The sequence below is a fragment of the bacterium 336/3 genome, assembly GCA_001281695.1.
GTDB lineage: Bacteria > Bacteroidota > Bacteroidia > Cytophagales > Thermonemataceae > Raineya.
This window is the reverse complement of sequence record LJIE01000001.1, coordinates 3,995,271-4,017,159: the sequence shown is the minus strand read 5'-3', so window position 1 is coordinate 4,017,159 and position 21,889 is coordinate 3,995,271. Positions and strand designations below refer to the sequence as shown.

Sequence of the window (21,889 nt, the reverse complement as noted above, 5' to 3'; positions counted from 1 at the left end):
TTAGAAAACACAAGAAAAAAAAAAGTATAATTTATTTTTATTTTTTTTTCTTTTATGCAACTTTGCACCAAAGCATTAAAATTAAACCATTCAGCATTTTAATTTAACTAAATTAATCTTTATGAAGAGAATCAAATTACTCTATCTTTTTTTGGTTGCTTGTCTTATAGGCAGCAATGCAAACGCTCAAGATAAGTGGACTGTAGGATTCCATTACTCTGCAATGGACTTCATTCTTCCTTATGCTAAAGAGAAAAAACCTTTTAAGCCAAGTAATTGGAATGAAGGTATTGGTGTTACGGCAGGTTACAGAGTACATCCTTTTGTAAACCTATCTGCTAACTACACTTTAAGCCGTATTGAAAAATTATCAGGCACTACTGTTTTAAATGGTGATTTATCTCACTTCGCTACATTGAACGTAGAAGGGCACCCTCTTGGAAACAAAGAAGGTTTCTGGTTTGACCCATATTTAATTGCTGGTGGTGGTCTTCACAGATTAGGTGAAAACAGCTTTGGTTCAGTAGGTGGTGGTTTAGGTCTAAACTTCTGGTTAAACTCAAGTGTATCTATCAGCTTACAAAGTACTTACAATGCAATGCCTTTAGGTTCTGAAAAAACTACTTTTGGTGGTAACGGTCCTGGTGTTTATTGGAATCATAATGCTGGCTTGAAATTCAAATTAGGCAAAGCTAAAGATACTGATAATGATGGTGTACCTGATAGAAAAGACAAATGTCCAGATGTAGCTGGTAAAAAAGAATTAAACGGTTGTCCTGATGCTGATAATGATAATATCATTGACTCTGAGGATGCTTGTCCTAATGATGCTGGTACTGCTGAGTTCAAAGGTTGTCCTGATAAAGACGGTGACAAAGTAATTGACAAAGATGATGCTTGTCCTGAAGTTGCTGGTTTAGCTGCTCTACAAGGTTGTCCTGACAAAGATGGTGATGGTATCGCTGACAAAGATGATGCTTGTCCTGATGCTGCTGGTAAAGCTGAATTACAAGGTTGTCCTGATAAAGATGGTGATGGTATCGCTGACAAAGATGATGCGTGTCCTGATGCTGCTGGTAAAAAAGAATTGAACGGTTGTCCTGATAAAGATGGTGACAATATCGCTGACAAAGATGACAAGTGTCCAGATGTTCCAGGTGTTCCTGAAGAGCAAGGTTGTCCTAAGAAAGTGATTTCTGAAGATAAATTAGGCGAAATTGCTAAGAAAATCAGTTTTGCTACAGGTAAAGCAACTATCTTGAAAACTTCACTTACTCAATTAGACGAGTTAGCGAAATTGATGGCTGAGTTCCCTGAAACTAAAATTGAAATTGACGGACACACTGATAACGTAGGTAATGCTGCTGCTAACAAAAAACTTTCTCAGCAAAGAGCTGATGCTATCAAGAAATACTTGGTAGGTAAGAAAGTAGCTGCTGATCGTATGACTGCTATTGGTTATGGTTCTGAGAAACCTGCTGATGGAAGCACAGACGTAAAAGCTGCTAACAAAACTAAAGAGCAACAAGCTGCTAACCGTCGTGTTGAAATTCACGGTACACAAAAAAAATAATTAGTAAAATAAACTAATCTACAAAACCACCCTTGCAACTAAGGGTGGTTTTTAGTTTTATAGCCTATGCAACTCTCTCAAGAAATACTAGACTTAGTTGAAAAATATACATTTCTGCCACTCTCAGAAGTTGCTTTAAAATTGCAAAAGTTTCCTATTGCAACAAGAACAATGGTATTAGACCAAATACATGGTGGTCAAAAAGCTAAAACAAAACTACCTTCTTATTTTCAGCAAAAAGAAATTATATATCCACCTAAATTAAATTTAGAACAATGTTCTTCGGAGCAGACAGCTACATTCAAGGCTGGTTTGGTATCAGGCAAATCGTTGGTAGACCTTACGGGTGGTTTTGGAGTGGACTCTTGGGCTTTTAGTAAAAGGTTTGAAGAAGTATGCTATGTAGAGCAAAACGAGAGCTTGGTGGATATTGTGAACCATAATTTTGAAAAACTAAAAAGCCATAATATTCAAATATATAAAGACAACGCTCAACATTTTTTAGAAAACTTTACAAAAACTGTTGATTGGATATATTTAGACCCTGCCCGAAGAGATAGCCAGAATAAAGCTGTTGCTCAAATTAAAGAAACAGAACCTAATGTGATAGAATTAATGACTTTGATGTTTCAAAAAGCAGAAAACATTTTACTCAAAACCTCTCCCATGTTCGATATTGGGCAAGCCATAGAACATTTGAGCTTTGTTAAAAAAGTCTGGGTCGTTAGTCTTGAAAATGAGTGTAAAGAAGTATTGTATTGGCTAAAAAAAGATTGTAATGAGTATCAAGATATTGAAATAGAAGCTGTTAATATTCTGTCTAATCAAAAAAATGATATTTTAAAAGGTACTAAATTAAAAGAAGAAACCGTAACTATTACTTATTCTGAGCCTCAAAAATACATTTATGAGCCTAATGCTTCTATTATGAAAGCTGGTTTTTTTAAAACTGTAGCTCAAATATTTGATTTATCAAAATTGCATCCCAATACTCATATTTATACTTCAGATATTTTGAAGAAAGATTTTCAAGGGAGAATATTTGAAATGATAAAAGTATTTCAAGGAAATACGGCCATGAAAGAACTTCAAACCTACCTGCCTGATAAAAAAGCAAATATTGCCGTAAGAAACTATCCTTTGTCTGTGGAACAAATTCGTAAGCAAACTAAAATACAAGAAGGTGGTGAAGAATGGATTTTGGGAGTAACATTACACAACGAATCGAGAGTTTTGATCCTTGCCAAAAGAATTTTGATTTGAAAAGTAAGGTTTTTGCTATACTTTTGCATTTTCAAAATAAAAATTAAGATATGTCTTTCCAAAAAGTTGATATATTTTCTATTCCTTATGCTGTAGTAAATTATGATAGTGCAGCCTTAGAAATTATTGAACAAGCTAAAAACAAAACAAGTTATGCTGTATATGCTTTGCCTGTTCATGGAGTTGTAGAAAACAAGCAAAACCCAAGTTTTGCAGAAGCAGTCAAAAAAGCTGATATGATTGTTCCTGACGGACAACCTATCCGTTGGGCTATGAATAATTTTCATAAAGTAGGCCTAAAAGATAGAGTTTATGGACCATTACTGACATTGAGAGTTTTAGCTGAAGCAAATGATTTGGGTTTAAATGTGTATGTATATGGAGGAGCAACAGAAGAAACACTTGAAAAATTTGTGGCTTTTATCCAAAATCACTATCCCAACGTTAAAATATGTGGTAAATACAGAGAAGACAAACCTGATGATAATACACTTACTCCAGAAATGGTCAATGATGCAGGAACACATATTTTATTGGTTGGTAGAGGATGTCCCAAACAAGAAATCTGGGTAGCAAGCAATAAAGGCAAAATCAATGCTGTAATGATGGCAGTAGGAGCTGCTTTTGCGTTTCATGCAGGTACTATCAAACAAGCACCCAAATGGATGCAAAAAAATGGTTTAGAATGGCTTTACAGGCTTATTCAAGAACCCAAAAGATTATTTAAAAGATATTTTACAACCAATAGCTATTTTATTTGGTTAGTCATTCAGTATAAACTCTTTGGAAAAAAATAATGCAATTATATCATCAAAAAGTAGGCTCACAAGGGCAAGAGATTGTCATTATACATGGATTGTTTGGTTCTTCGGACAATTGGCTCACAGTTGGAAGAGTTTTAGCAGAAAAAAACCAAGTATATCTGATAGACCAACGCAATCATGGGAAATCGCCACATAGCAATGAGTGGGATTATCAGGTAATGGCAGAAGATTTAGATGAATTTATCAAATCTCAAAATATTCAGAATCCAATTATTTTAGGACACTCTATGGGCGGAAAAACAGCTATGCAATACGCTTGTTCTTTTTTTCCTTCTTCAATTAAAAAACTGATTGTAGCAGATATTGCTCCCAAAGAATATCCACTACATCATCAGAAAATATTGACAGGCTTAAAAGCAATTGACCTTAATACACTTACTTCTCGTAAACAAGCGGAAGATATTTTAGGTGAATATGTAAAAGAATTGGATACAAAGGCTTTCCTTTTGAAGAACTTGTATAGAGATGAACATCAAAAATGGGCTTGGCGTATCAATTTATCTGTTATAGATGCTCAAATAGAAAATGTAGGAGAAGGTTTACTTACCAATTTATCATTTGATGAACCCACTCTTTTTGTAAGGGGAGCAAAATCAGATTATATTTTAGATGAAGATTTTGAGTTAATTCAACATTATTTCCAAAATGTACAAATAGAAACCATTGAAGGGGCTGGACATTGGCTACATGCAGAGAAACCCCAAGAGTTTTTAGAAATTATACAAAAATTTATAGAGCCATAATATGATGGCTCTATTTTTTACTTATCCTTTGTCTCTCAATCCTTTTAACACAACTCGAACAAAATCTTTTTCTGCTTTATACATTTCAACTACTTGTTTGATGTTCAGAATCGTTTTGAATTTATTTAAATACTCTTTTTCTAAATCCAAATCTTTTTGTTTAAGCTCAAGCAGTTTATCTACATCAGCACTAAGCTCTGCATCAGAAAGAGCTAAACTGTTTGCTTCAAAACGAAGTTGCCTAATTTGTTTTTGCAATTCGTGCTGTTTTTTTGAGTATTCATCATATAAAGGTACAAACTTTTTTTCTTGCTCTGCTGTAAGCCCTAGGCGTTTGATAACATATTCTTTTCGAGCTTGTTGTATTCTTTGTCCAGGTTGAGCTAATAAATCTGTATGTCCTATAATTATTGAGCAAATAAATAATAAAATGTATCTCATAAGTGTATTATATTTTAAGGATTTATAATATCTTCTAAATCTTCAGCCTCTAATTCTTCTTCTAAAATTTTTTCTAATTCTTTTCTGTCCGATTCGTTTTCAAGAAGCTCTTCAGTAGTAATGTTTTTTTGTATTTTAGGTGTAGTAGTATCTTGGATAACTTCTACTTTTTGTTGATAAACCTCTTGATTGATAGGCATTTCTTGAGCCTGAGCCAATGCTTCTTGTGGCGTATGATACGCCAAATATTGAATCAGCTCTTCTTTAGAAATAGTTTTTAGGTTTTCAGCAAGTTCTTTATCTGCTTGATGAGCAAAATTCTCTGTTCTGAAAAAATTAAACCATACAAATACACAAACTACAGCTAAATTAGTTCCTGCAAATGCCCATTTGAAACTTGGTTGTTTATACCAAACTTTTGGTAAAAGAGTTTCTATTCTTTTGGCAATATATTGAGGTAATAACTCAAAATAGTTTTCTGGTACTCCAAAAGGTAGTTTTTTGGTAGCTTTTTTAGGGACTGTTTCGCCTTGTATTCGATCTTCTAATTTTCCTATAAAAGCTTCAAAATATCCATCAGGTGTTCCAAATGGAGGTTGTTTTTTATTGTTTTCTAAATCAAACTTTTTCATAATCTTCTCTTCATTAATCTTGTTGCATATATTCTTCTATTTTTTTGACTGCATGGTGATAAGAAGCTTTTAAAGCACCTACACTTGTCCCTAAAACTTCCGAGATTTCTTCATACTTCATATCATCATAATATTTCATATTAAAAACCAAACGTTGTTTTTCAGGGAGTTTTAATAATGCTTTTTGTAATTTTATAGCAATCTCATCCCCTGATATATAATCACTAGTTTCTAATTTTCTTAAAAGCTCTTTACTTACATCTCCGATAGGTAAAAAAAACTTTGTTTTCTTTCTTTTCAAAAATGTAAGACATTCGTTGGTGGCAATTCTATAAATCCATGTAAACAACTGAGAATCACCTTTAAATTTATCTAAGTTTTGCCAAACTTTTACAAAAGTTTCTTGTGTAAGGTCATTGGCATCATCATGATCAATAACCATTTTACGTACATGCCAATAGACTTTTTGTTGATACTTTCGTACCATTTGATTAAATGCATAGTTTTTAGTATCAGGCTGACTAAACTTTTCTAAAAATTCTTTATCTTCCATTTACTCGATATATCTATTAGGCTTTTGAACTTAGATGCAATTTCAAATAAAAGGTTTAATAAACCACAAAAAAAAATGATAAAATCTTGAACCCTTGAATAAAACTTGGTATTTCCATTTTTTTTTCCTTTTTTGCATGTTACATTTTTAGAAAGCTATAATTAATTTAAAATGAAATTAACTTTTTGGGGAGCTGCTCGCCAAGTTACGGGTAGCATGTATTTGTTAGAATTGGAGGATGACTATCGTATTTTGATAGATTGTGGCTTTGATATGGAAAAAGGAAGAAAAAAAGTGGAGGAGGATGAAGAAACAGAATATTCAGGCAATATTTTTCCTTTTGAGGCATCCATGATAAATGTAGTAATACTCACACATGCTCATATAGACCATTCTGGAAACTTACCAAACTTGATTCGTGAAGGCTTTGAAGGGCAAATTATTTGTACTTCTGCAACACAAACTCTTACAAGACTTCTTTTGCAAGACTCAGCACAATTGCATCAAAGAAGACTAAAAAAAATGCAAGGGAAACAGAAAAAAACTAAAAATAAATATACTACAGATACATCTGAGTGGTATTTACCTAAGCATGTAGATGATACAGAAGAGTATTTCTTTCCGTTACAATTTAACAGAAGATTTCAAATTGTAAAAGGTGTTTGGGTTACACTCATTCCCACAGGACATTTATTGGGTGCTGCAAATGCATTTTTAGAAATAGAGGAGAATGGTACAATCAAAAAAACGCTTTTTTCAGGAGATATAGGTCGAAAAAACTATCCATTACTTCAAGACCCACAAACACCCCCACAAGCAGACTATGTACTTTGTGAAACTACTTATGGGAATCGTTTACACAAATCGCAGGGCTCTGCTGAAGACGAAATTTTTGAAATTATTAATGAAGCATGTGTACAAATACCAGGTAGACTGATTATTCCTGCTTTCAGTGTAGGCAGAACACAAGCACTTTTGTTTACATTACATAAATTAAGTATTGAAAACAGATTACCTCCTATCAAAATATTTTCGGATAGTCCTTTGGCTCACCATAGTACAAGAGCTTATGAGACTTATTCAGGGCTTTTGAATGAAGAAGCTCAACAATTCTATGCAGAACATAAAAACCTATTTGATTTTGAGAATCTGATTTATGTAGAAGATTTAAAAACAAGTAAACTCATTTCGAATCATTCGGAGCCTTGTATTATTATTTCTTCTTCTGGAATGATTCAAGGTGGCAGAATAGAACACCACGTAAAAGCTAATATTCAAAATCCTTATGCAACTATCTTAATGATAGGTTTTGCTGCTGAAGGTACATTGGGGCATCAATTGTTATATGGTGATAAAACACTTGATATAGGTGATAAAAAGTTTGCCGTTTTAGCCAATATTCGTTCTATTGATATTTTTAGTGGGCATGGAGACCAAAATGATTTGCTGGAATTTATGAAAGCTCAAAATCCTGAGACTCTGAAGCAAACCTTCTTAATTCATGGAGAAGAAAGTTCTATGCAAGATTTTAAAAAGCTTTTAGAAAGTCATCAGTACAAAAATGTAACAATTCCTGCCAAAGGAGATTTTTTTGAACTTTGATAAAAGAGACATAAAACATGAGATGTTAGATATTAGATTTTTAATGATAATATGGATAAAATTACTTTGTCCTCTAATCTTTTCTCTTTTATCTCTTTTTTTACCTCAAATTTGCCAAGCTCAAAACTGGGCTATACAAGGAGGTATTTGTACTACTTTAGGCACACACCAAAAAAACTTAGGATTTACGCTTAGAGGCTACGTTCAAGCTTCTCCATTTGTACAGTTTAATGGAGAGGTAACAGGTTTGTATCATTACAAACATTATTCAGGAAAAAAAGGCATTGGTTTTAGAACCAGTCTAGGAGCTTTGTATGGCTTTGGAAAAACTGATATATCAAACAAAAACTTTTTAAGTGTAATAAATCACCAAATGTCCAATGCATATGCATTGGGCTATGCTTTTCATTATTATGGAAATAATTTTCAGACTTCTCAATGCTCAGGAAGTGTAACAGCCCATTTTAAAAACTGGCTGATAAGCCTTGAAAATGATGTATTTGGAGGAGGTGGAAAAGATAGATTCAGAACTAGTGCATTGAGTACTACTTTTCAGAAAGACAATTTTCAATATAGTTTTCAAAATATTTTGTGGACAGGTGATACTCAAGGAGCTATGCGAGTAAAAGATAGTTTGTATCCTGCTCGTTTTGGGTATTTGGATATGGAAAATCAGCCTTTTGGAAAAACTTCGGCAGGTATTATCGCTTTTAAAGTCAATTATGCGTGGAATTTTGGGCAAACTTTTCAGACAAGTGTGGGCATAGACAGTGAAAAAATTAGAAATTTCTTTCAAAATGCACTTTTACATGATATGTACTTTGTCCCACAAAGTTGGATTCGTTCAGAAAATGCTCATGTACCCATGATTGATGATAAAAACGAAATCTATTTATACAAATCTCACCAAAAAATACGACCTGCCCGATTCTATGGAGGGATAAGCATCAATCAAACAAGTACTTATGAATAAAAAGGCTTCAGAATGTTTAAAAATACATCAGGGCAAGGGACAGGTTTTAGGGTTTGAGTGTGGACAAATGCCAAAACTGTATGAGCTTTGTGGATAAGCGTATTACTCTGATTGTAAATTTCGTACTCAAAACGAATACGAGTATTGGGCAATTCTGCAATAGAAGTTTTGATAGTAAGCATATCATCGTACATGGCAGGGCGAATATATTTAGAATACTGTTCCAAAACAGGCATCATGACATGATGTACATCTTCCAACGTTTTGTATTCCAAACCCAAATTTCGTAAACATTCTACACGAGCTACTTCAAAATAAATAGCATAATTTCCATAGTAAACATACTTCATTTGGTCGGTTTCTGCGTAACGAACCCTTATTTGTATATCTGATTGAAACATGGTGAGTGATGAGTTATAAATTATAAGTGATGAATGATTTTATTATTTTGCTTCTTGTTCTAAACAAATATCTAGACCTTTAAAATAATTTTTTTTATCTCTACCAAAAAAAGTAAATAAAGTATCTTTATAAATAGGTTGAAAGGTTTTATAATCAGCATTTTCAATTATCTGCCCCATATAATAAACATTATTTCTATGAATTAAAAAATGAGATTTTGGAAAAATGTGTAATGTTTTATATTCTAAACTATCTAAAATATAGAAATGCCCTCCATCACTATTCATGAAAAAATAGAACAAATGATTTTTGTCTGAATAATAACTATTTTGTAAAGGACTAAATGTTGCAATATCAATTTTATTTTTTAATTCATACTGTTGATAATTTAGAGAATCTTCTTTACATCCATAATAAATATTTTTGATAAGTAGTACTTTATTATCTTCCGGATTATAGCTCTTAAAATAAATATTTTTATGAGTATCTTCAAATAAACTATATCCTACTGGTTGAATATCAAGTGTATCTAAGAAAGTATGACATCCTTCATAAATCCAATAAGAATGGTATTGACTGTAGGGCTTTTTAGTTTGAAAGCAACTTTGTAAAGTAAGGCATATAATCAAATAGCAAAATCTCATCATGAACCTAAAACCGTTTTTTCTATGACTTTTGGGAAATGCTCATACTCCAAAGCATGTACTTTTTTTGCAATGGTTTCAGGGGTATCTTGGTCATTGAGAGTTGTAATAGCCTGAAAAATTATTTTTCCTTTGTCGTAATGAGGATTTACATAATGAATAGTAATGCCTGTTTCTTTCTCTTGAGCCTGCCAGACTGCTTCATGTACTTTTTCTCCATACATACCTTTTCCACCATATTTGGGCAATAAGGCAGGATGAATGTTGATAATTTTATTCTCATAAGCTTCTACTAAATTTTCAGGAATGAGCCATAAAAAACCAGCCAAAACAACCCAATCTACTTTTTCTTTTTTCAAAATATTAAGAACAGCGGAAGATTCATAAAAGTCTACTCTATTGAAAGTATAAGTTGTAATCTGAAGATTTTTAGCTCTTTCAAGAGCATAAGCATCTTTTTTATTAGAGAGCAAACAGGCTACTTCAATGGATGCATGATTTTGAAAATAGCGTATGATATTTTCGGCATTGGAACCACTTCCTGAAGCAAATAAGGCAATACGAGGCATAATGAAGTTTTTAATTATGAGGCAAATTTGCAAAAAATACGATAAAAAAAATTTTTTTGAAACAAATTTACTTTTTAATAGTATTACTATTAAATTAAAATATAAATGCGTTCTATTTTCTTTTTTTGGTTATTGTTTTGTACTGCATCAGCTCAAGATAGTTTACAGAACAACATTTTGAGAATAGGTGGGCAGATTCATTATGGAAGTATTTTTGCTCATTCTCCTGCTGTTGAGAATACAGCCAATTCATTCCCTTGGGGTTTGCAAATGGAAATGAACTGGCAGAGAACAAGTCAAAAAGTTTGGGATAACTGTCATTGTTATCCACAAATGGGTTTTTTAGCAAGCTACTATAATTATGACAATATTATTTTAGGAAAAAGTGTTCAGTTGGCATATTTTCTAGAGCCTACATTTAGGCTAACCAAACGGACTTCTTTTTCGGTAAGAGGAATCGTAGGGCTTTCTTATCTTACCAATCCTTATGATTCCATTCAAAATCCAAATAATCGTTCGTATAGCTTGCCTGTAAGTGCTTATCTTACAGTGGCTAGTGGCTTACAAATACAATTAAATAAAAAATGGTATTTGAATAGTCATATCAACTATCAGCATGTTTCCAATGGGGGAATTAAAGACCCTAATAAAGGAATTAACTGGATTACAGGCTCTTTGGGTGTTTTATATACAATCAATCCCATAGATTTGCCATCAAGAAGTAAAAAAACATTTGTAAGAGAAAAGGAACTACAATGGGAAAGTACTGCTTTCCTTTCTAACAAAGGGGCAGGAGTGGGTCAAAAGCGAAGGTTTATGATAGGAGGATTTTCTTTACAAGCTAACAGACAAATTAATCCTCTTCATGCTTTTAGTATAGCAACAGAATTTTATTGGGATGGTGCTTTGGCAGAACGTCTAAGGCAAGATAGTTTGAGTGCAAGTAATTTTCGGTGGGGTTGGATGCTTGGACATGCTTTTCTGCTAGGGAAGTTTCGATTTACACAACAAGTAGGTATATATGCATACAGCGATAGCCCTTATTTTAGTCGATGGTACCATCGGTGGGGTGTGATGTACGATATTCATAAAAATTGGGGAATTGGCTTCAATATGAAAGCTCATGGACAAACTGCCAATTTTCTTGATTTACGAGCTACCTGGAAGTTTTAAACTATTTTTTTTGGTGTTTATAAATTTAGTATATAGTATTGAGTTGATAAACACTTCTAAATAACATGATTTTAATTGCAGATAGTGGCTCATCCAAAACAGACTGGACAGTTTTAGAGAACAAACAAGTACAAGCATGCTTCCAAACTGTAGGCATTAATCCATATTTTTGGACAACAGAACAAATAGTTGAAGAACTTTGGGCAAATGTGGTAGGGCATGTAAACGAACAACACATTACAGAAATTTACTTTTATGGTGCAGGTTGCTCAACTGAATCCAAAAGAAATATTGTTAAAGCTGCTTTTTTGGAGATTTTTAAAAAAGCTCACATCATACAAATAGAACATGATTTGCAAGCTGCTGCTGTGGCTTTGTGTGGAAAAAATTCAGGTGTAGCTTGTATTTTGGGTACAGGCTCAAATGCTTGTGTTTTTGATGGGGAGAAAATTACGAATCAACCTATCAATTTGGGTTTTTGGCTTGGTGATGAAGGTAGTGGGGGCTTTCTAGGAAAAGAGCTAATTAAAGCATATTTGCACAAAGAAATGCCTGAGACTCTGTGGCAAGATTTGAAAAATACTTATAATATAGGCTTAGAAGAGGTTTTAGAAAACGCCTATCAGAAAAAAAGCCCAAATCGCTACTTTGCCTCTTTTTCACCTTTTTTGAGTAAACATATCCAAAATGAGTTTATTCAAAACATGCTTATTCAAAATTTTAATTCATTTTTAGAAAAATATATACTCAAAATGTCTGATGTGCAGACTCTACCTATTCATTTTGTAGGTTCGGTGGCTTTTTATTTTCAAGAAATATTGGGAGAATGTTTAAAACAAAAAGGACTCCAAATGGGTAAAATTATCAAAAGCCCTATGGAAGGACTTATTGAGTTTTATCAAAAGGACTAAAAATTTCAATTTCTTGTTTAAAATTTTCTATTTGATTGTAAAACAACAAAGTTTCAAGTCGCTTTTTTTGCTCTTCAGGAATAGATAGGGTTTCTATTTTTTCATAAAATCTATTAGAGTCATCTAAAAGCTGAATAGTTGATAAGTTAAATCTGATATAATGACTTGTACAACAATCTGTTACTTCTCGAGCTACTTCGGAACTGCAAGCATTACAAACTAAATTTGGCAAACCATATACATAAGGACCACAACACCCAATCATTCTTGAGGTATCTTGATGGTATGGCAGATTCCATTTATCCCATAAAGAAATATACAAATACTTGTCCTCTAAAATGGTGTAGCAATACTTTTCAAGCAAAGGTTGTTCTGTGTATAAATCAACATTTTTAAAATCAATCTCTTTACTCAAAAGCCTACTCAATTTATTGCCACAATTTTTACAAGAAATAAATTTCTTTATCATATAAAACTTCCATAAACACTTAACTCAGAATATATCCAAACCTTGAGAGCTGGCGTTCTTGTTTACGCCAATCTTTTTCTACTTTTACAAATTGTTCTAAATGAACTTGTTTGCCGAAAAATGCTTCCATATCTTTTCGGGCTTCCACACCTACTTTTTTAAGTGATTTGCCACCTTTGCCAATCAAGATACCTTTTTGGCTATCTCGTTCCACAATGATTTCAGCCTGAATTCTGATGATGGTTTCAGTTTCTTTGAAAGAAGTTATTACAGTTTCTGTACTATAAGGTATTTCTTGGTCGTAGTACAAGAAAATTTTCTCTCGGATAATCTCCGAAGCAAAAAAGCGTTCTGATTTATCTGTTAGAGTATCGTTATCATAATATGCAGGATGTTCGGGCAAAGCATCTTTAATTTTTTCTAATAAAACATCTGTATTGAACTTATTAAGAGCTGAAATAGGTACAATAGACATATTCGGGAACTCTTTTTGCCAAAAAGACATAATTTCTTGTGCTTTCTCTTGGGCTACTAAATCTATTTTATTGAGACCAATTACCAAATTGGTATTAGCTCGTTTTATTTTTTCTATGACTAAATCTTGAGCTTCTGGGTCAGTGGCATCAATCACCCACAGCAAAATATCAGCATCTTCTAAAGACTGTTGAACAAAATTCATCATGGCTTTTTGGAGTGGATATTTGGGATCTATGATGCCAGGGGTATCAGAATACACAATTTGGTAATCTTCGCCTGTGAGTACGCCTGTAATTCTGTGGCGTGTAGTTTGTGCTTTGGAGGTGATGATAGAAAGTTTTTCACCCATCAAAGCATTCATCAGGGTAGATTTCCCTGCGTTGGGTTTTCCGATAATATTAACAAAACCAGCCTTATGCATCAAGAATAAATTAAAAATGAAAATAAAAAATACCCGTTCTGAAATTTTTATAACTTTGTGAACTCATTTTTTGGCTCAAATCAAACAGTTATTGCCCTGTGAACCGTATCGAACAATTATTTCAGTCCAAAGATAAGGAAATTCTGACTATTTATTTTACAGCGGGCTTTCCTAATTTACATGATACTACTCAAATCATTCGCCTTTTGGCTCAAAATGGAGTTGATTTGATAGAAATAGGTATGCCATTCTCCGACCCACTTGCCGATGGCGAAGTCATTCAGAAAAGTAGTGAGGTAGCATTAGAAAATGGAATGACCATTGAGTTACTTTTTGAACAACTCAAAGATATTCGTAAGGAAACCCAAATTCCTTTGGTTCTAATGGGATATTTGAATCCTGTTTTACAATTTGGAATAGAAAACTTTTGTAAAGCTTGTGCAGAAGTAGGAGTCGATGGTGTTATTCTGCCTGATTTGCCTCTACAAGAGTATATAGACGAATATAAAACCACATTTGAACAATATGGATTGTTCAATATTTTTTTAATTACTCCACAAACATCAGAGGCTCGAATCCAAAAAATAGATGAAGTATCCAAAGGCTTTATTTATTTAGTAGCTCAGGCAACTACAACAGGTACAAAATCAGGAGTTTCTGAAGAACAAGAAACTTATTTTAAGCGTATTGTAGCCATGAATCTCCAAAATCCAACACAAATAGGTTTTGGAATTTCGGATGCAGAAAGTTTTCAAAAGGCTTGCAAATATGCTAAAGGAGCTATTATTGGTAGTGCATTTATCAAACATATTGCTCAAACAAAAGATTTAGATAAAAGTGTAGTGGAGTTTGTAGAAAGAATAAAAGGTAAAGAAACTCAAAGTAAAGGACTTTTGAGTAATACAATAGATTTAGTAATAAATGGTTTAGATACATTAAACTAAACCTACAAAAATAAAAATATGAAAAAGAAACCTTTAATACTTATTTCTAATGATGATGGCATTACCTCTAAAGGCATCAGAACGCTTACAGAGATTATGGCAGAATTGGGTGAGGTGGTAGTAGTTGCTCCAGATAGCCCTCAGTCAGGTATGGGACATGCTATTACAGTCAATAATATGTTGCGTTTGGATAAATCGGATGTGTTTGAAGATATTGGTGTAGAGGCTTATGAGTGTTCGGGTACACCAGCCGATTGCGTGAAATTAGCCAAACATCATGTTTTAAAAGATAGAAAACCCGATTTGGTAGTAAGCGGAGTAAATCATGGAAGTAATTCTTCTGTGAGTGTTTTGTATTCTGGAACAATGTCAGCGGCGATTGAGGCAGCTATTGAAGGCTTGCCTGCGATAGGCTTTTCATTATGTGATTATGCTCATAATGCAGATTTTTCGCATATCAGACATTACATTAAGAAAATTACTATAGAAGCCATTGAAAAAGGAATTCCTGCTAATGTAGCCTTGAATGTAAATTTCCCTTCAATTATACATGGTGATATTCAGGGTATTAAGATTTGCAGACAAGCAAAAGCTCGTTGGCAAGAAAATTTTGAAGAACGCAAAGACCCTTATGGTAGAGTGTATTATTGGCTGGTAGGTGATTTTATCAATGAAGATTCAGGCATAGATACAGATGTTTGGGCTTTGGATAATGGATTTATTTCTATTGTTCCTTGTAGATACGATATGACTGCTTACGAAAGTTTTCCAGCTATTGCTCAGTGGGATATTTAGTTTAGACATTAGACAAGAGATGTGAGACTTTTTTCAGAAAAGAGAAAGGAAAAAAGAACAACGCTAAAATCTTTTCTCTAGGCTCTTTTTTCTATCAATATTCTAAATACTTACCACTAAAATCTCTATACTATCTCCATGCGTTACTTTATTGAAATAGCCTACAAAGGCACTCACTATGCAGGCTGGCAGATTCAGGAGAATGCTTTGAGTGTACAAGAAAAAGTGGAATATGCTCTTAGGACAATTTTGCGGGAGCCTGTTAGTATTACAGGAAGTGGCAGAACGGATACAGGCGTACACGCAAGCCAACAATTTGCTCATTTTGATACAGAAAAGCCTCTAAGCTCACAAATGCTAAGGGCTTGGAATGCCTTATTGCCCAAAGACATTAGCATTTTGGGGATTTATGAAGTTCCAGAAAATGCTCATACTCGTTTTGATGCTTTCAAAAGAACCTATCAGTATAAAATTGTTACAAAGAAAAACCCTTATCTTGAGAATTTAGCTCTTTTGGTTTCTCGTACTTTGGATGTGGAATTGATGGAACAAGCAGCCCAAAAGCTATTACTTTACGAAGATTTTGAGTCATTTAGCAAGGTAAGAGCCAATGTAAAAACATTCAAATGTAAAATACATGAAGCCTTTTGGTTTGAAACAATTGAGCCTTTTAGCAACCAAAAAATGCTTGTTTTTCAGATTTCTGCCAATCGTTTTTTGTGGGGAATGGTAAGGGCTATTGTAGGGACATTATTGGATGTAGGAAAAGGCAAGATGAGTATTTCAGATTTTGAGCAAATTATAAAAGCCAGAGACCGTAGCAAAGCCTCAGCAGCAGCCAGCCCTGATGGTTTGTATTTGTGTAAAGTAGAATATCCCTATAAGTTAATAGAATTGTAGTAAATATACTACGCTATTCGTGATTTTTTTTCGCCCTTGTTGGTGTTTTAGCATAGCGACACCAACAAGCAATTTATTTTCGTTGGTGAAGAACACCAATGAAGGCATAAAATTTTATTAATTATTTGATACAGTATCATTGTTTTCAGTTTTTGCGTTTTCTGTTTCACTTCTTTCTTTCAATATTCTTCGTCTCTGATTTGCAGTAATTATACTTGTCAAATTTGCTTCCCAATTTACATTATGAACGAATGTACCAAAGGACAGGTATTCAATTAACCTTTCAGCAAAAGAGTCAACCCAATTATGGTAGTTCCATTTTGAGCGATAAAAAAGTGCTAATGGCTTTATCTTGTATCTTAATGTGATATCAAGTTTTCGTGTGTCCAAGTCACGAATGTCTAACCCAAGATAATTTTGTTCAAATCCTTTGGGAAGAGCTGAAGCAAAACCTCCATACTTAATTTCTATTTGTAGAAAAATTCTATTGTTCTCAACTGTTAAGATACCGTCACTTGGTCGTTTAATTGTAGAACCTTTAGGTAAAACAAGGTCAAATCTTGTGAATCGTGAACCATCATTTCCATAAATTGAAATAATCTCTCCTTCTGGTGGATTCTTTGTCATACCAGCCTTTACAAAAATAGCTCTGTCTTCAAAAGGTGTTGAAAGTAAATTCACAATACGATTTTGTAATAATATTTCAGGAAAATCTGTTCTTGTATATTCTTTAATAAATTTGTCTTGCCCATAATTATTGAAATAGGTAGAAAGATGCATTGATAGTTGTTCAATGATTAAGTACTCAACAGTTTCTTCAAGAATTTTATCTGCTTTCTTTTTTTCTTTACTAGATTTATCATCTATGACACGAATGATTGCATAATATCCAGTATCTTCTTTTTTTTGCTCATTGGATTCGCTATTGTTATTGACTTTTTCCTTTTTCTCGTCGTTTGTTTTTTTATTTTTAAAATCCTCTTCCCAATATTGCTTGAGGGCTTCATTTTCTAGAAAGACTGCACTCATTGTATCTGCAAGGTTTTCAGAAAACTCATATCTCAAAATTGGGCATACATTCTTACTTTTTTTCTCAATGGCAATTAATCCTTCAATTTCAATTTCTTTTTCGGCTTCACTAATTATAGTATAAATGAAATATACGACCACCACAATAATTAATATTCCCCCTAAAATTAAAGAAACTATCATCTTGGCTTTAAAATATTCAGTTAAGAAGTTTGCAATTAAACTTGTTCCCATTGCAAGAATGCACGCAGCAAGCAGAAGTTTTATTAATTCCGTTCGTTTGGAAAGAGTAAGGTCAAGTATTCCTGTTTTTTTATCCATATTTTATGAATTTATTATTGTTGCTGGTAATTTTATAGGACCTATTCTCGAAATTTCAGTTAATATAAGTGATATTTTTTAAGAAGAGACTATTCAGAATTCAACTTCTTTTGCCAGTTCCAAGCATCTAAAAGAGCTTGACGAAGAGGTCTTTTAGCTTCCCAATGAAGCATCTGCTTTGATTTGGTGGCATCTGCATAAATTTCAGTAATATCGCCTTCTCTGCGTGGTGCAATGGTATAATTGAGCGTTACACCAGAAACTTCTTCAAATGTTTTTATAATCTCCATCACAGAAACACCATTTCCAGTTCCTACATTTATAAAATCTATCAGACCATTTTGTTGTTTCTGGAGATATTCTAAGGCTTTTACATGAGCTTCTGCCAAATCGCAAACATGGATAAAATCCCTGATGCAAGTGCCATCTGACGTGGGATAATCGTTGCCAAAAACTTGGAGCTGTTTACGTAAACCAATGGCTGTTTGTGTAATATAAGGAATAAGATTGTTAGGAATACCTTTAGGTAGTTCACCTATTAAGCCAGAAGAATGTGAGCCAATCGGATTGAAATATCGCAATGCAATGGCTTTGAGTGTTTTTTGAGCAAAAACTGTATCTTTTATAATTTGTTCGCAAACTTGCTTTGTATAGCCATAAGGAGAAAAAGCAGGTAAAATAGGGGCTTGCTCATTGACAGGAAGCATTTCTGTTTGTCCATACACCGTACACGAAGAAGAAAATACAAAGTTTTCTACTTGATACTTGGGCATGATTTTGAGCAAATGAATCAACGAAAGCAAATTGTTTTCGTAATACCTCAAAGGCTCAGAAACAGACTCACCAACAGCTTTATAAGCAGCAAAATGAATAACACCTTGAATATTATTTTCTTGAAAAACTTTTTCGAGATTTGGATAATCTAAACAATCAATTTTGTAAAACTTGATTGTTTTTTTGGTAATTTCTTGAACTCTATCTAAAATAAAAAGTTCGGAATTACTCAAATTATCTAATATAATAGGCTCATAACCAGCTTCTACCAGTGCAACAACTGTATGAGAACCAATAAAACCCAAACCACCTGTTACTAATACTTGCATATTTTTTTATTTGCTAAAAATGTCAAAAATAAATTCAAATGATTGTCCTATGAGATAACGTAAATGATTTTTTTCATGCATAGGCAACCTTTTTCTAATCAGTAAAGCACACTGCCCATGAATATATGACCAAAAAGTAAAAGCTACTACTTGATGATCTTTGCCTTTAATTTTATCCAAAACCATACAAGCTCCAACAATTTCTTCAATGGTTTTATAAAGTTTGATACCCTGTTCCCATGTTTTCTCTTCATTTAATACCTCCATAGGAGAACGTAAAATAAACATCAAATCGTAATATTGTGGATTGTCGAAGGCAAAGTTAAGATAAACTTTTCCGATAGCTTTGAGTCGCTCAAAAGGATTCATGATAGATTGGGAATCTTTCAAACGTTCATTGAGCAAATCAAATGCTTTGCATTGCATTTGCCAGAAAATATCATTTTTATCCTTAAAATAAAGGTAAATAGTTGCAGGGCTATACTCTATGGCATCTGATATAGTTCGGATGCTTGTACCTTCATATCCTTTTTCTAAAAATAACTCTGTAGCTACTTCTAAAATTTTTGAACGAATAGATTCTTTTTCTCGTTGTTTGCGTTCTGAGATACCCATAATTTTTGTGGCAAAATAATAATGCAACAAGGTAATAAATTCTTATTTTAGACACAAAATTAAAAGAGAAAACCCCAAATCAAAGATTTGGGGTTTTCTGTAAACAATTAAACAACATAAACAAACAAAACTTATATGCTTTGATAGTCTTTTTCTTATTTTGAGAATCTATTATAATTAAAACAATTTTTATGCCAATTTTGCAACTATATCTAAAAAAATGTTTTATTTTAATAACTTATAAGAAAGACAATTTATTGTCGTTAATTCATAAAATATTTTATCTATCTAAAAACATAAAGATTTCTTATGCAGAAAAAAAGCTATTTATGGAGCCTATGGCTGATACTTTGTCTTGTAGGGCAAGTAAAAGCTCAAAAGAAAAATGTAACGATTGAAGATGTTTGGCAAACTTACTCATTTTATCCGAGTGCTGCCGATGGCTTCAATTATATGCAAAATAGCCAATTCTATACCATTTCAGAAGGCAATAAAATTTATAAATATGAAACTAAAACCAATAAAAATGTTGGTTTGATTGCTGAAGTACCAATAAAGTTCGATTCGTACGAATTAAATGCTACTGAGGATAAAATCTTATTGTTAAATTCTCGTGAAGCCATTTACAGGCGTTCTTTTAAGGCTGAGTATTATATTTATGATATCAAAACTAAAAACAACATCAAGGTTTCTAATAATGGAAAACAATCTTATGTTACACTTTCACCTGATGGCTCAAAAGTAGCTTTTGCAAGAGATAACAACTTGTTTATGGTAGATTTGAAAACCATGAATGAAACAGCAATTACTACTAATGGCAAATCCAATTCGATTATCAACGGTTCTACAGACTGGGTTTATGAAGAAGAGTTTGGATTCGCTCAGGCATTTTTCTGGTCGCCTGATAGTAAAAAAATAGCTTTCTATACATCTGATGAAAGTGCTGTGAAAGAGTATAATATGCAGGTTTGGAAAGGCTTATATCCTCAAGATTATAAATTCAAATATCCCAAAGCTGGTGAGAAAAATTCAGTAGTAAATCTTTCAGTATATAATCTGGATAGCAAACAAACTCAACCTATCAATTTGGGTTCAGAAACAGATATGTACATTGCTCGTGTGAAATGGACTCAAAATGCTGATGTACTTTCTATCAGAAAATTAAATCGCCTTCAAAATAAATTAGAATTAATCCATGCTAATGTAGTTAAAAACACAACAGAAACTGTTTATACTGAAGAGAATAAAGCTTACGTAGATGTAGAGTTTAATGAGGATTTACATTATTTGGCAAATGGAAAAGAAATGATTTTGGCTTCTGAAAAAGATGGGTTCAAGCATTTTTATTTATATGATTTGAAAGGAAAACTTATCAGACAAATTACGAAAGGAAGCTGGGAGGCAAGCAAACTAATAGGTTTAGACGAGAAAAAAAGAACTTTGTATTTTACTTCAACCAAAGAATCACCATTAGAAAGATATTTATATTCTATTTCTTTGGACAAAGGTGCTGAAAAACAGATTTTGAATGCAAAAGGCTATCATGAAATAACCATGAGCCAAGATTGCCAATTTTTTATGGATGAGTACAGTACAGCCAATACACCTGCTGTGTTTAGTTTATATGAAATTTCAGGTAAAAAAATCAAGGATTTAGAAACCAATGAGAAGCTAAAAAACACACTAGCAGGCTATCAAATTTCACAAAAAGAATTTTTTCCAGTTCCAGTACCTAATGCAACACTCAATGCATGGATGATAAAACCTCATAACTTTGACTCTAAAAAAGCATATCCAACACTCATGTTTGTATATGGAGGTCCTGGTTCTCAAGAAGTTGAAAATAAATGGGATTATTTTGATTATTTCTGGTATCAACATTTGGCTTCAAAAGGTTATTTGGTGGTTTGTGTGGATAACAGAGGAACAGGAGGAAGAGGAGAGGCTTTCCGTAAGGCTACTTATGGGCAATTGGGTAAATTGGAGGTTCAAGACCAAATAGAAGCAGCTAAATATTTAGCCAAACAAAGCTATGTGGATAAAAGCAGAATAGCGATTTGGGGCTGGAGTTATGGAGGTTATATGTCATCCAATTGTATTTTGCAGGGTGCAGATGTATTCAAGGCTGCTGTAGCAGTGGCTCCTGTCACCAACTGGCGTTTTTATGATACTATTTATACAGAAAGATATTTGGGTTTACCACAAAATAATGCAAGTGGCTACGATGATAACTCACCCATTACACATGTGAAAAATCTAAAAGGCAAATATCTTTTAATTCATGGAACTGGTGATGATAATGTGCATTTTCAGAATGCAGTAGAAATGCAAAATGCTTTGATAAGAGCTGGTAAACAATTTGAAACTTTTTATTACCCCAACAAAAATCATGGAATTGCAGGTGGAAATACACGCCTACACTTATATAACATGATTACCAATTTCTTAGATAAAAACCTATAAAACAAAAAGCCTCTAAATTTTAGAGGCTTTTTGTTTTTAGAACTAAAAC

General features: G+C 33.1%; 22 protein-coding genes and 1 pseudogene. 12 read left to right on the top strand and 11 right to left on the bottom strand.

Annotated elements, in window-relative coordinates; genetic code table 11:
• The first annotated feature begins 121 nt into the window (after nt 1-121).
• From AD998_18820 to AD998_18805, 4 genes are all read left to right on the top strand, one after another.
• On the top strand, nt 122-1,573 hold the full coding sequence (locus tag AD998_18820; protein ID KOY87918.1) for a hypothetical protein: 1,452 nt from the start codon (nt 122-124) through the stop codon (nt 1,571-1,573).
• Between the two features lie 66 nt (nt 1,574-1,639).
• The gene (locus AD998_18815) at nt 1,640-2,836 is read left to right on the top strand and encodes a hypothetical protein (protein ID KOY87917.1); all 1,197 of its coding nucleotides are present in this window, start codon (nt 1,640-1,642) and stop codon (nt 2,834-2,836) included.
• Between the two features lie 50 nt (nt 2,837-2,886).
• Entirely contained in the window at nt 2,887-3,633 is a 747-nt protein-coding gene (locus AD998_18810; protein KOY87916.1) for a hypothetical protein, read from the top strand.
• Complete coding sequence (locus tag AD998_18805) at nt 3,633-4,403, top strand: alpha/beta hydrolase (GenBank protein KOY87915.1); 771 nt, start codon at nt 3,633-3,635, stop codon at nt 4,401-4,403. Before AD998_18810 ends, AD998_18805 begins: the two co-directional genes overlap by 1 nt.
• Before the next feature lie 21 nt (nt 4,404-4,424).
• Here the strand turns inward: AD998_18805 and AD998_18800 are convergent, their stop codons facing one another.
• The 3 genes from AD998_18800 to AD998_18790 are packed head-to-tail and all read right to left on the bottom strand — an operon-like array spanning nt 4,425 to nt 6,029.
• A complete protein-coding gene (locus AD998_18800) occupies nt 4,425-4,844 on the bottom strand; it encodes a hypothetical protein (protein ID KOY87914.1) in 420 nt (139 codons plus the stop codon).
• A 14-nt stretch (nt 4,845-4,858) separates the two neighbouring features.
• Nucleotides 4,859-5,476, bottom strand: a complete 618-nt coding sequence (locus AD998_18795; GenBank protein ID KOY87913.1) for a hypothetical protein — start codon at nt 5,474-5,476, stop codon at nt 4,859-4,861.
• Nucleotides 5,477-5,489: 13 nt separating this feature from the next.
• Entirely contained in the window at nt 5,490-6,029 is a 540-nt protein-coding gene (locus AD998_18790; GenBank protein ID KOY87912.1) for an RNA polymerase subunit sigma, read from the bottom strand.
• 171 nt (nt 6,030-6,200) lie between these two features.
• Here AD998_18790 and AD998_18785 point away from each other — a divergent pair, with 171 nt between their 5' ends.
• Nucleotides 6,201-7,631, top strand: coding sequence for an MBL fold metallo-hydrolase (locus AD998_18785; GenBank protein KOY87911.1), 1,431 nt, complete (start codon nt 6,201-6,203; stop codon nt 7,629-7,631).
• Nucleotides 7,632-7,653: 22 nt separating this feature from the next.
• Nucleotides 7,654-8,604 (top strand): hypothetical protein, encoded by a 951-nt coding sequence (locus tag AD998_18780; protein ID KOY87910.1) that lies wholly within the window; start codon nt 7,654-7,656, stop codon nt 8,602-8,604.
• Here AD998_18780 and AD998_18775 read toward each other — a convergent pair.
• From AD998_18775 to AD998_18765, 3 genes are read right to left on the bottom strand one after another with little or no spacing between them, the layout of a single operon-like run.
• Nucleotides 8,595-9,005, bottom strand: coding sequence for a thioesterase (locus AD998_18775; GenBank protein KOY87909.1), 411 nt, complete (start codon nt 9,003-9,005; stop codon nt 8,595-8,597). The two genes, AD998_18780 and AD998_18775, sit on opposite strands and share 10 nt — an antisense overlap.
• A gap of 42 nt (nt 9,006-9,047) precedes the next feature.
• The gene (locus AD998_18770; protein KOY87908.1) at nt 9,048-9,653 is read right to left on the bottom strand and encodes a hypothetical protein; all 606 of its coding nucleotides are present in this window, start codon (nt 9,651-9,653) and stop codon (nt 9,048-9,050) included.
• Nucleotides 9,650-10,219 carry a phosphoribosylglycinamide formyltransferase gene (locus AD998_18765; protein ID KOY87907.1) on the bottom strand — a complete coding sequence of 190 codons (570 nt, stop codon included), beginning with the start codon at nt 10,217-10,219 and terminating at the stop codon, nt 9,650-9,652. The genes AD998_18770 and AD998_18765 overlap by 4 nt, the downstream gene beginning before the upstream one ends.
• 105 nt (nt 10,220-10,324) lie before the next feature.
• On the opposite strand from AD998_18765, the gene AD998_18760 reads away from it, so the two are divergent.
• Nucleotides 10,325-11,392 (top strand): hypothetical protein, encoded by a 1,068-nt coding sequence (locus tag AD998_18760; GenBank protein ID KOY87906.1) that lies wholly within the window; start codon nt 10,325-10,327, stop codon nt 11,390-11,392.
• Between the two features lie 65 nt (nt 11,393-11,457).
• Complete coding sequence (locus AD998_18755; protein KOY87905.1) at nt 11,458-12,303, top strand: hypothetical protein; 846 nt, start codon at nt 11,458-11,460, stop codon at nt 12,301-12,303.
• Here AD998_18755 and AD998_18750 read toward each other — a convergent pair.
• Nucleotides 12,278-12,730, bottom strand: a complete 453-nt coding sequence (locus AD998_18750) for a hypothetical protein (protein ID KOY87904.1) — start codon at nt 12,728-12,730, stop codon at nt 12,278-12,280. The genes AD998_18755 and AD998_18750 overlap by 26 nt on opposite strands.
• Before the next feature lie 61 nt (nt 12,731-12,791).
• Entirely contained in the window at nt 12,792-13,670 is an 879-nt protein-coding gene (locus AD998_18745) for a GTPase Era (GenBank protein KOY87903.1), read from the bottom strand.
• Between the two features lie 98 nt (nt 13,671-13,768).
• On the opposite strand from AD998_18745, the pseudogene AD998_18740 reads away from it, so the two are divergent.
• The 3 genes and pseudogenes from AD998_18740 (at nt 13,769) to AD998_18730 (ending at nt 16,309) form a co-directional block, all read left to right on the top strand.
• A pseudogene (locus AD998_18740) lies at nt 13,769-14,536 on the top strand (tryptophan synthase subunit alpha).
• Nucleotides 14,537-14,632: 96 nt separating this feature from the next.
• A complete protein-coding gene (locus tag AD998_18735; protein KOY87902.1) occupies nt 14,633-15,409 on the top strand; it encodes a stationary phase survival protein SurE in 777 nt (258 codons plus the stop codon).
• A gap of 138 nt (nt 15,410-15,547) precedes the next feature.
• Complete coding sequence (locus AD998_18730; protein KOY87901.1) at nt 15,548-16,309, top strand: pseudouridine synthase; 762 nt, start codon at nt 15,548-15,550, stop codon at nt 16,307-16,309.
• A 117-nt stretch (nt 16,310-16,426) separates the two neighbouring features.
• Here AD998_18730 and AD998_18725 read toward each other — a convergent pair whose 3' ends face one another.
• The 3 genes from AD998_18725 to AD998_18715 form a co-directional block, all read right to left on the bottom strand.
• Entirely contained in the window at nt 16,427-17,659 is a 1,233-nt protein-coding gene (locus tag AD998_18725) for a hypothetical protein (protein KOY87900.1), read from the bottom strand.
• Between the two features lie 89 nt (nt 17,660-17,748).
• Nucleotides 17,749-18,762 (bottom strand): UDP-galactose-4-epimerase, encoded by a 1,014-nt coding sequence (locus AD998_18720; protein KOY87899.1) that lies wholly within the window; start codon nt 18,760-18,762, stop codon nt 17,749-17,751.
• A gap of 6 nt (nt 18,763-18,768) precedes the next feature.
• Nucleotides 18,769-19,377 (bottom strand): hypothetical protein, encoded by a 609-nt coding sequence (locus AD998_18715; protein KOY87898.1) that lies wholly within the window; start codon nt 19,375-19,377, stop codon nt 18,769-18,771.
• 309 nt (nt 19,378-19,686) lie between these two features.
• Here AD998_18715 and AD998_18710 point away from each other — a divergent pair, with 309 nt between their 5' ends.
• The gene (locus tag AD998_18710) at nt 19,687-21,840 is read left to right on the top strand and encodes a peptidase S9 (protein ID KOY87897.1); all 2,154 of its coding nucleotides are present in this window, start codon (nt 19,687-19,689) and stop codon (nt 21,838-21,840) included.
• The last annotated feature ends 49 nt before the right edge of the window (nt 21,841-21,889 follow it).

Coding starts and splice junctions, on each gene's coding strand:
- AD998_18820 (KOY87918.1), top strand. CDS start 122: ATGAAGAGAATCAAATTACTCTATCTTTTTTTGGTTGCTTGTCTTATA.
- AD998_18815 (KOY87917.1), top strand. CDS start 1,640: ATGCAACTCTCTCAAGAAATACTAGACTTAGTTGAAAAATATACATTT.
- AD998_18810 (KOY87916.1), top strand. CDS start 2,887: ATGTCTTTCCAAAAAGTTGATATATTTTCTATTCCTTATGCTGTAGTA.
- AD998_18805 (KOY87915.1), top strand. CDS start 3,633: ATGCAATTATATCATCAAAAAGTAGGCTCACAAGGGCAAGAGATTGTC.
- AD998_18800 (KOY87914.1), bottom strand. CDS start 4,844: ATGAGATACATTTTATTATTTATTTGCTCAATAATTATAGGACATACA.
- AD998_18795 (KOY87913.1), bottom strand. CDS start 5,476: ATGAAAAAGTTTGATTTAGAAAACAATAAAAAACAACCTCCATTTGGA.
- AD998_18790 (KOY87912.1), bottom strand. CDS start 6,029: ATGGAAGATAAAGAATTTTTAGAAAAGTTTAGTCAGCCTGATACTAAA.
- AD998_18785 (KOY87911.1), top strand. CDS start 6,201: ATGAAATTAACTTTTTGGGGAGCTGCTCGCCAAGTTACGGGTAGCATG.
- AD998_18780 (KOY87910.1), top strand. CDS start 7,654: ATGTTAGATATTAGATTTTTAATGATAATATGGATAAAATTACTTTGT.
- AD998_18775 (KOY87909.1), bottom strand. CDS start 9,005: ATGTTTCAATCAGATATACAAATAAGGGTTCGTTACGCAGAAACCGAC.
- AD998_18770 (KOY87908.1), bottom strand. CDS start 9,653: ATGATGAGATTTTGCTATTTGATTATATGCCTTACTTTACAAAGTTGC.
- AD998_18765 (KOY87907.1), bottom strand. CDS start 10,219: ATGCCTCGTATTGCCTTATTTGCTTCAGGAAGTGGTTCCAATGCCGAA.
- AD998_18760 (KOY87906.1), top strand. CDS start 10,325: ATGCGTTCTATTTTCTTTTTTTGGTTATTGTTTTGTACTGCATCAGCT.
- AD998_18755 (KOY87905.1), top strand. CDS start 11,458: ATGATTTTAATTGCAGATAGTGGCTCATCCAAAACAGACTGGACAGTT.
- AD998_18745 (KOY87903.1), bottom strand. CDS start 13,670: ATGCATAAGGCTGGTTTTGTTAATATTATCGGAAAACCCAACGCAGGG.
- AD998_18735 (KOY87902.1), top strand. CDS start 14,633: ATGAAAAAGAAACCTTTAATACTTATTTCTAATGATGATGGCATTACC.
- AD998_18730 (KOY87901.1), top strand. CDS start 15,548: ATGCGTTACTTTATTGAAATAGCCTACAAAGGCACTCACTATGCAGGC.
- AD998_18725 (KOY87900.1), bottom strand. CDS start 17,659: ATGGATAAAAAAACAGGAATACTTGACCTTACTCTTTCCAAACGAACG.
- AD998_18720 (KOY87899.1), bottom strand. CDS start 18,762: ATGCAAGTATTAGTAACAGGTGGTTTGGGTTTTATTGGTTCTCATACA.
- AD998_18715 (KOY87898.1), bottom strand. CDS start 19,377: ATGGGTATCTCAGAACGCAAACAACGAGAAAAAGAATCTATTCGTTCA.
- AD998_18710 (KOY87897.1), top strand. CDS start 19,687: ATGCAGAAAAAAAGCTATTTATGGAGCCTATGGCTGATACTTTGTCTT.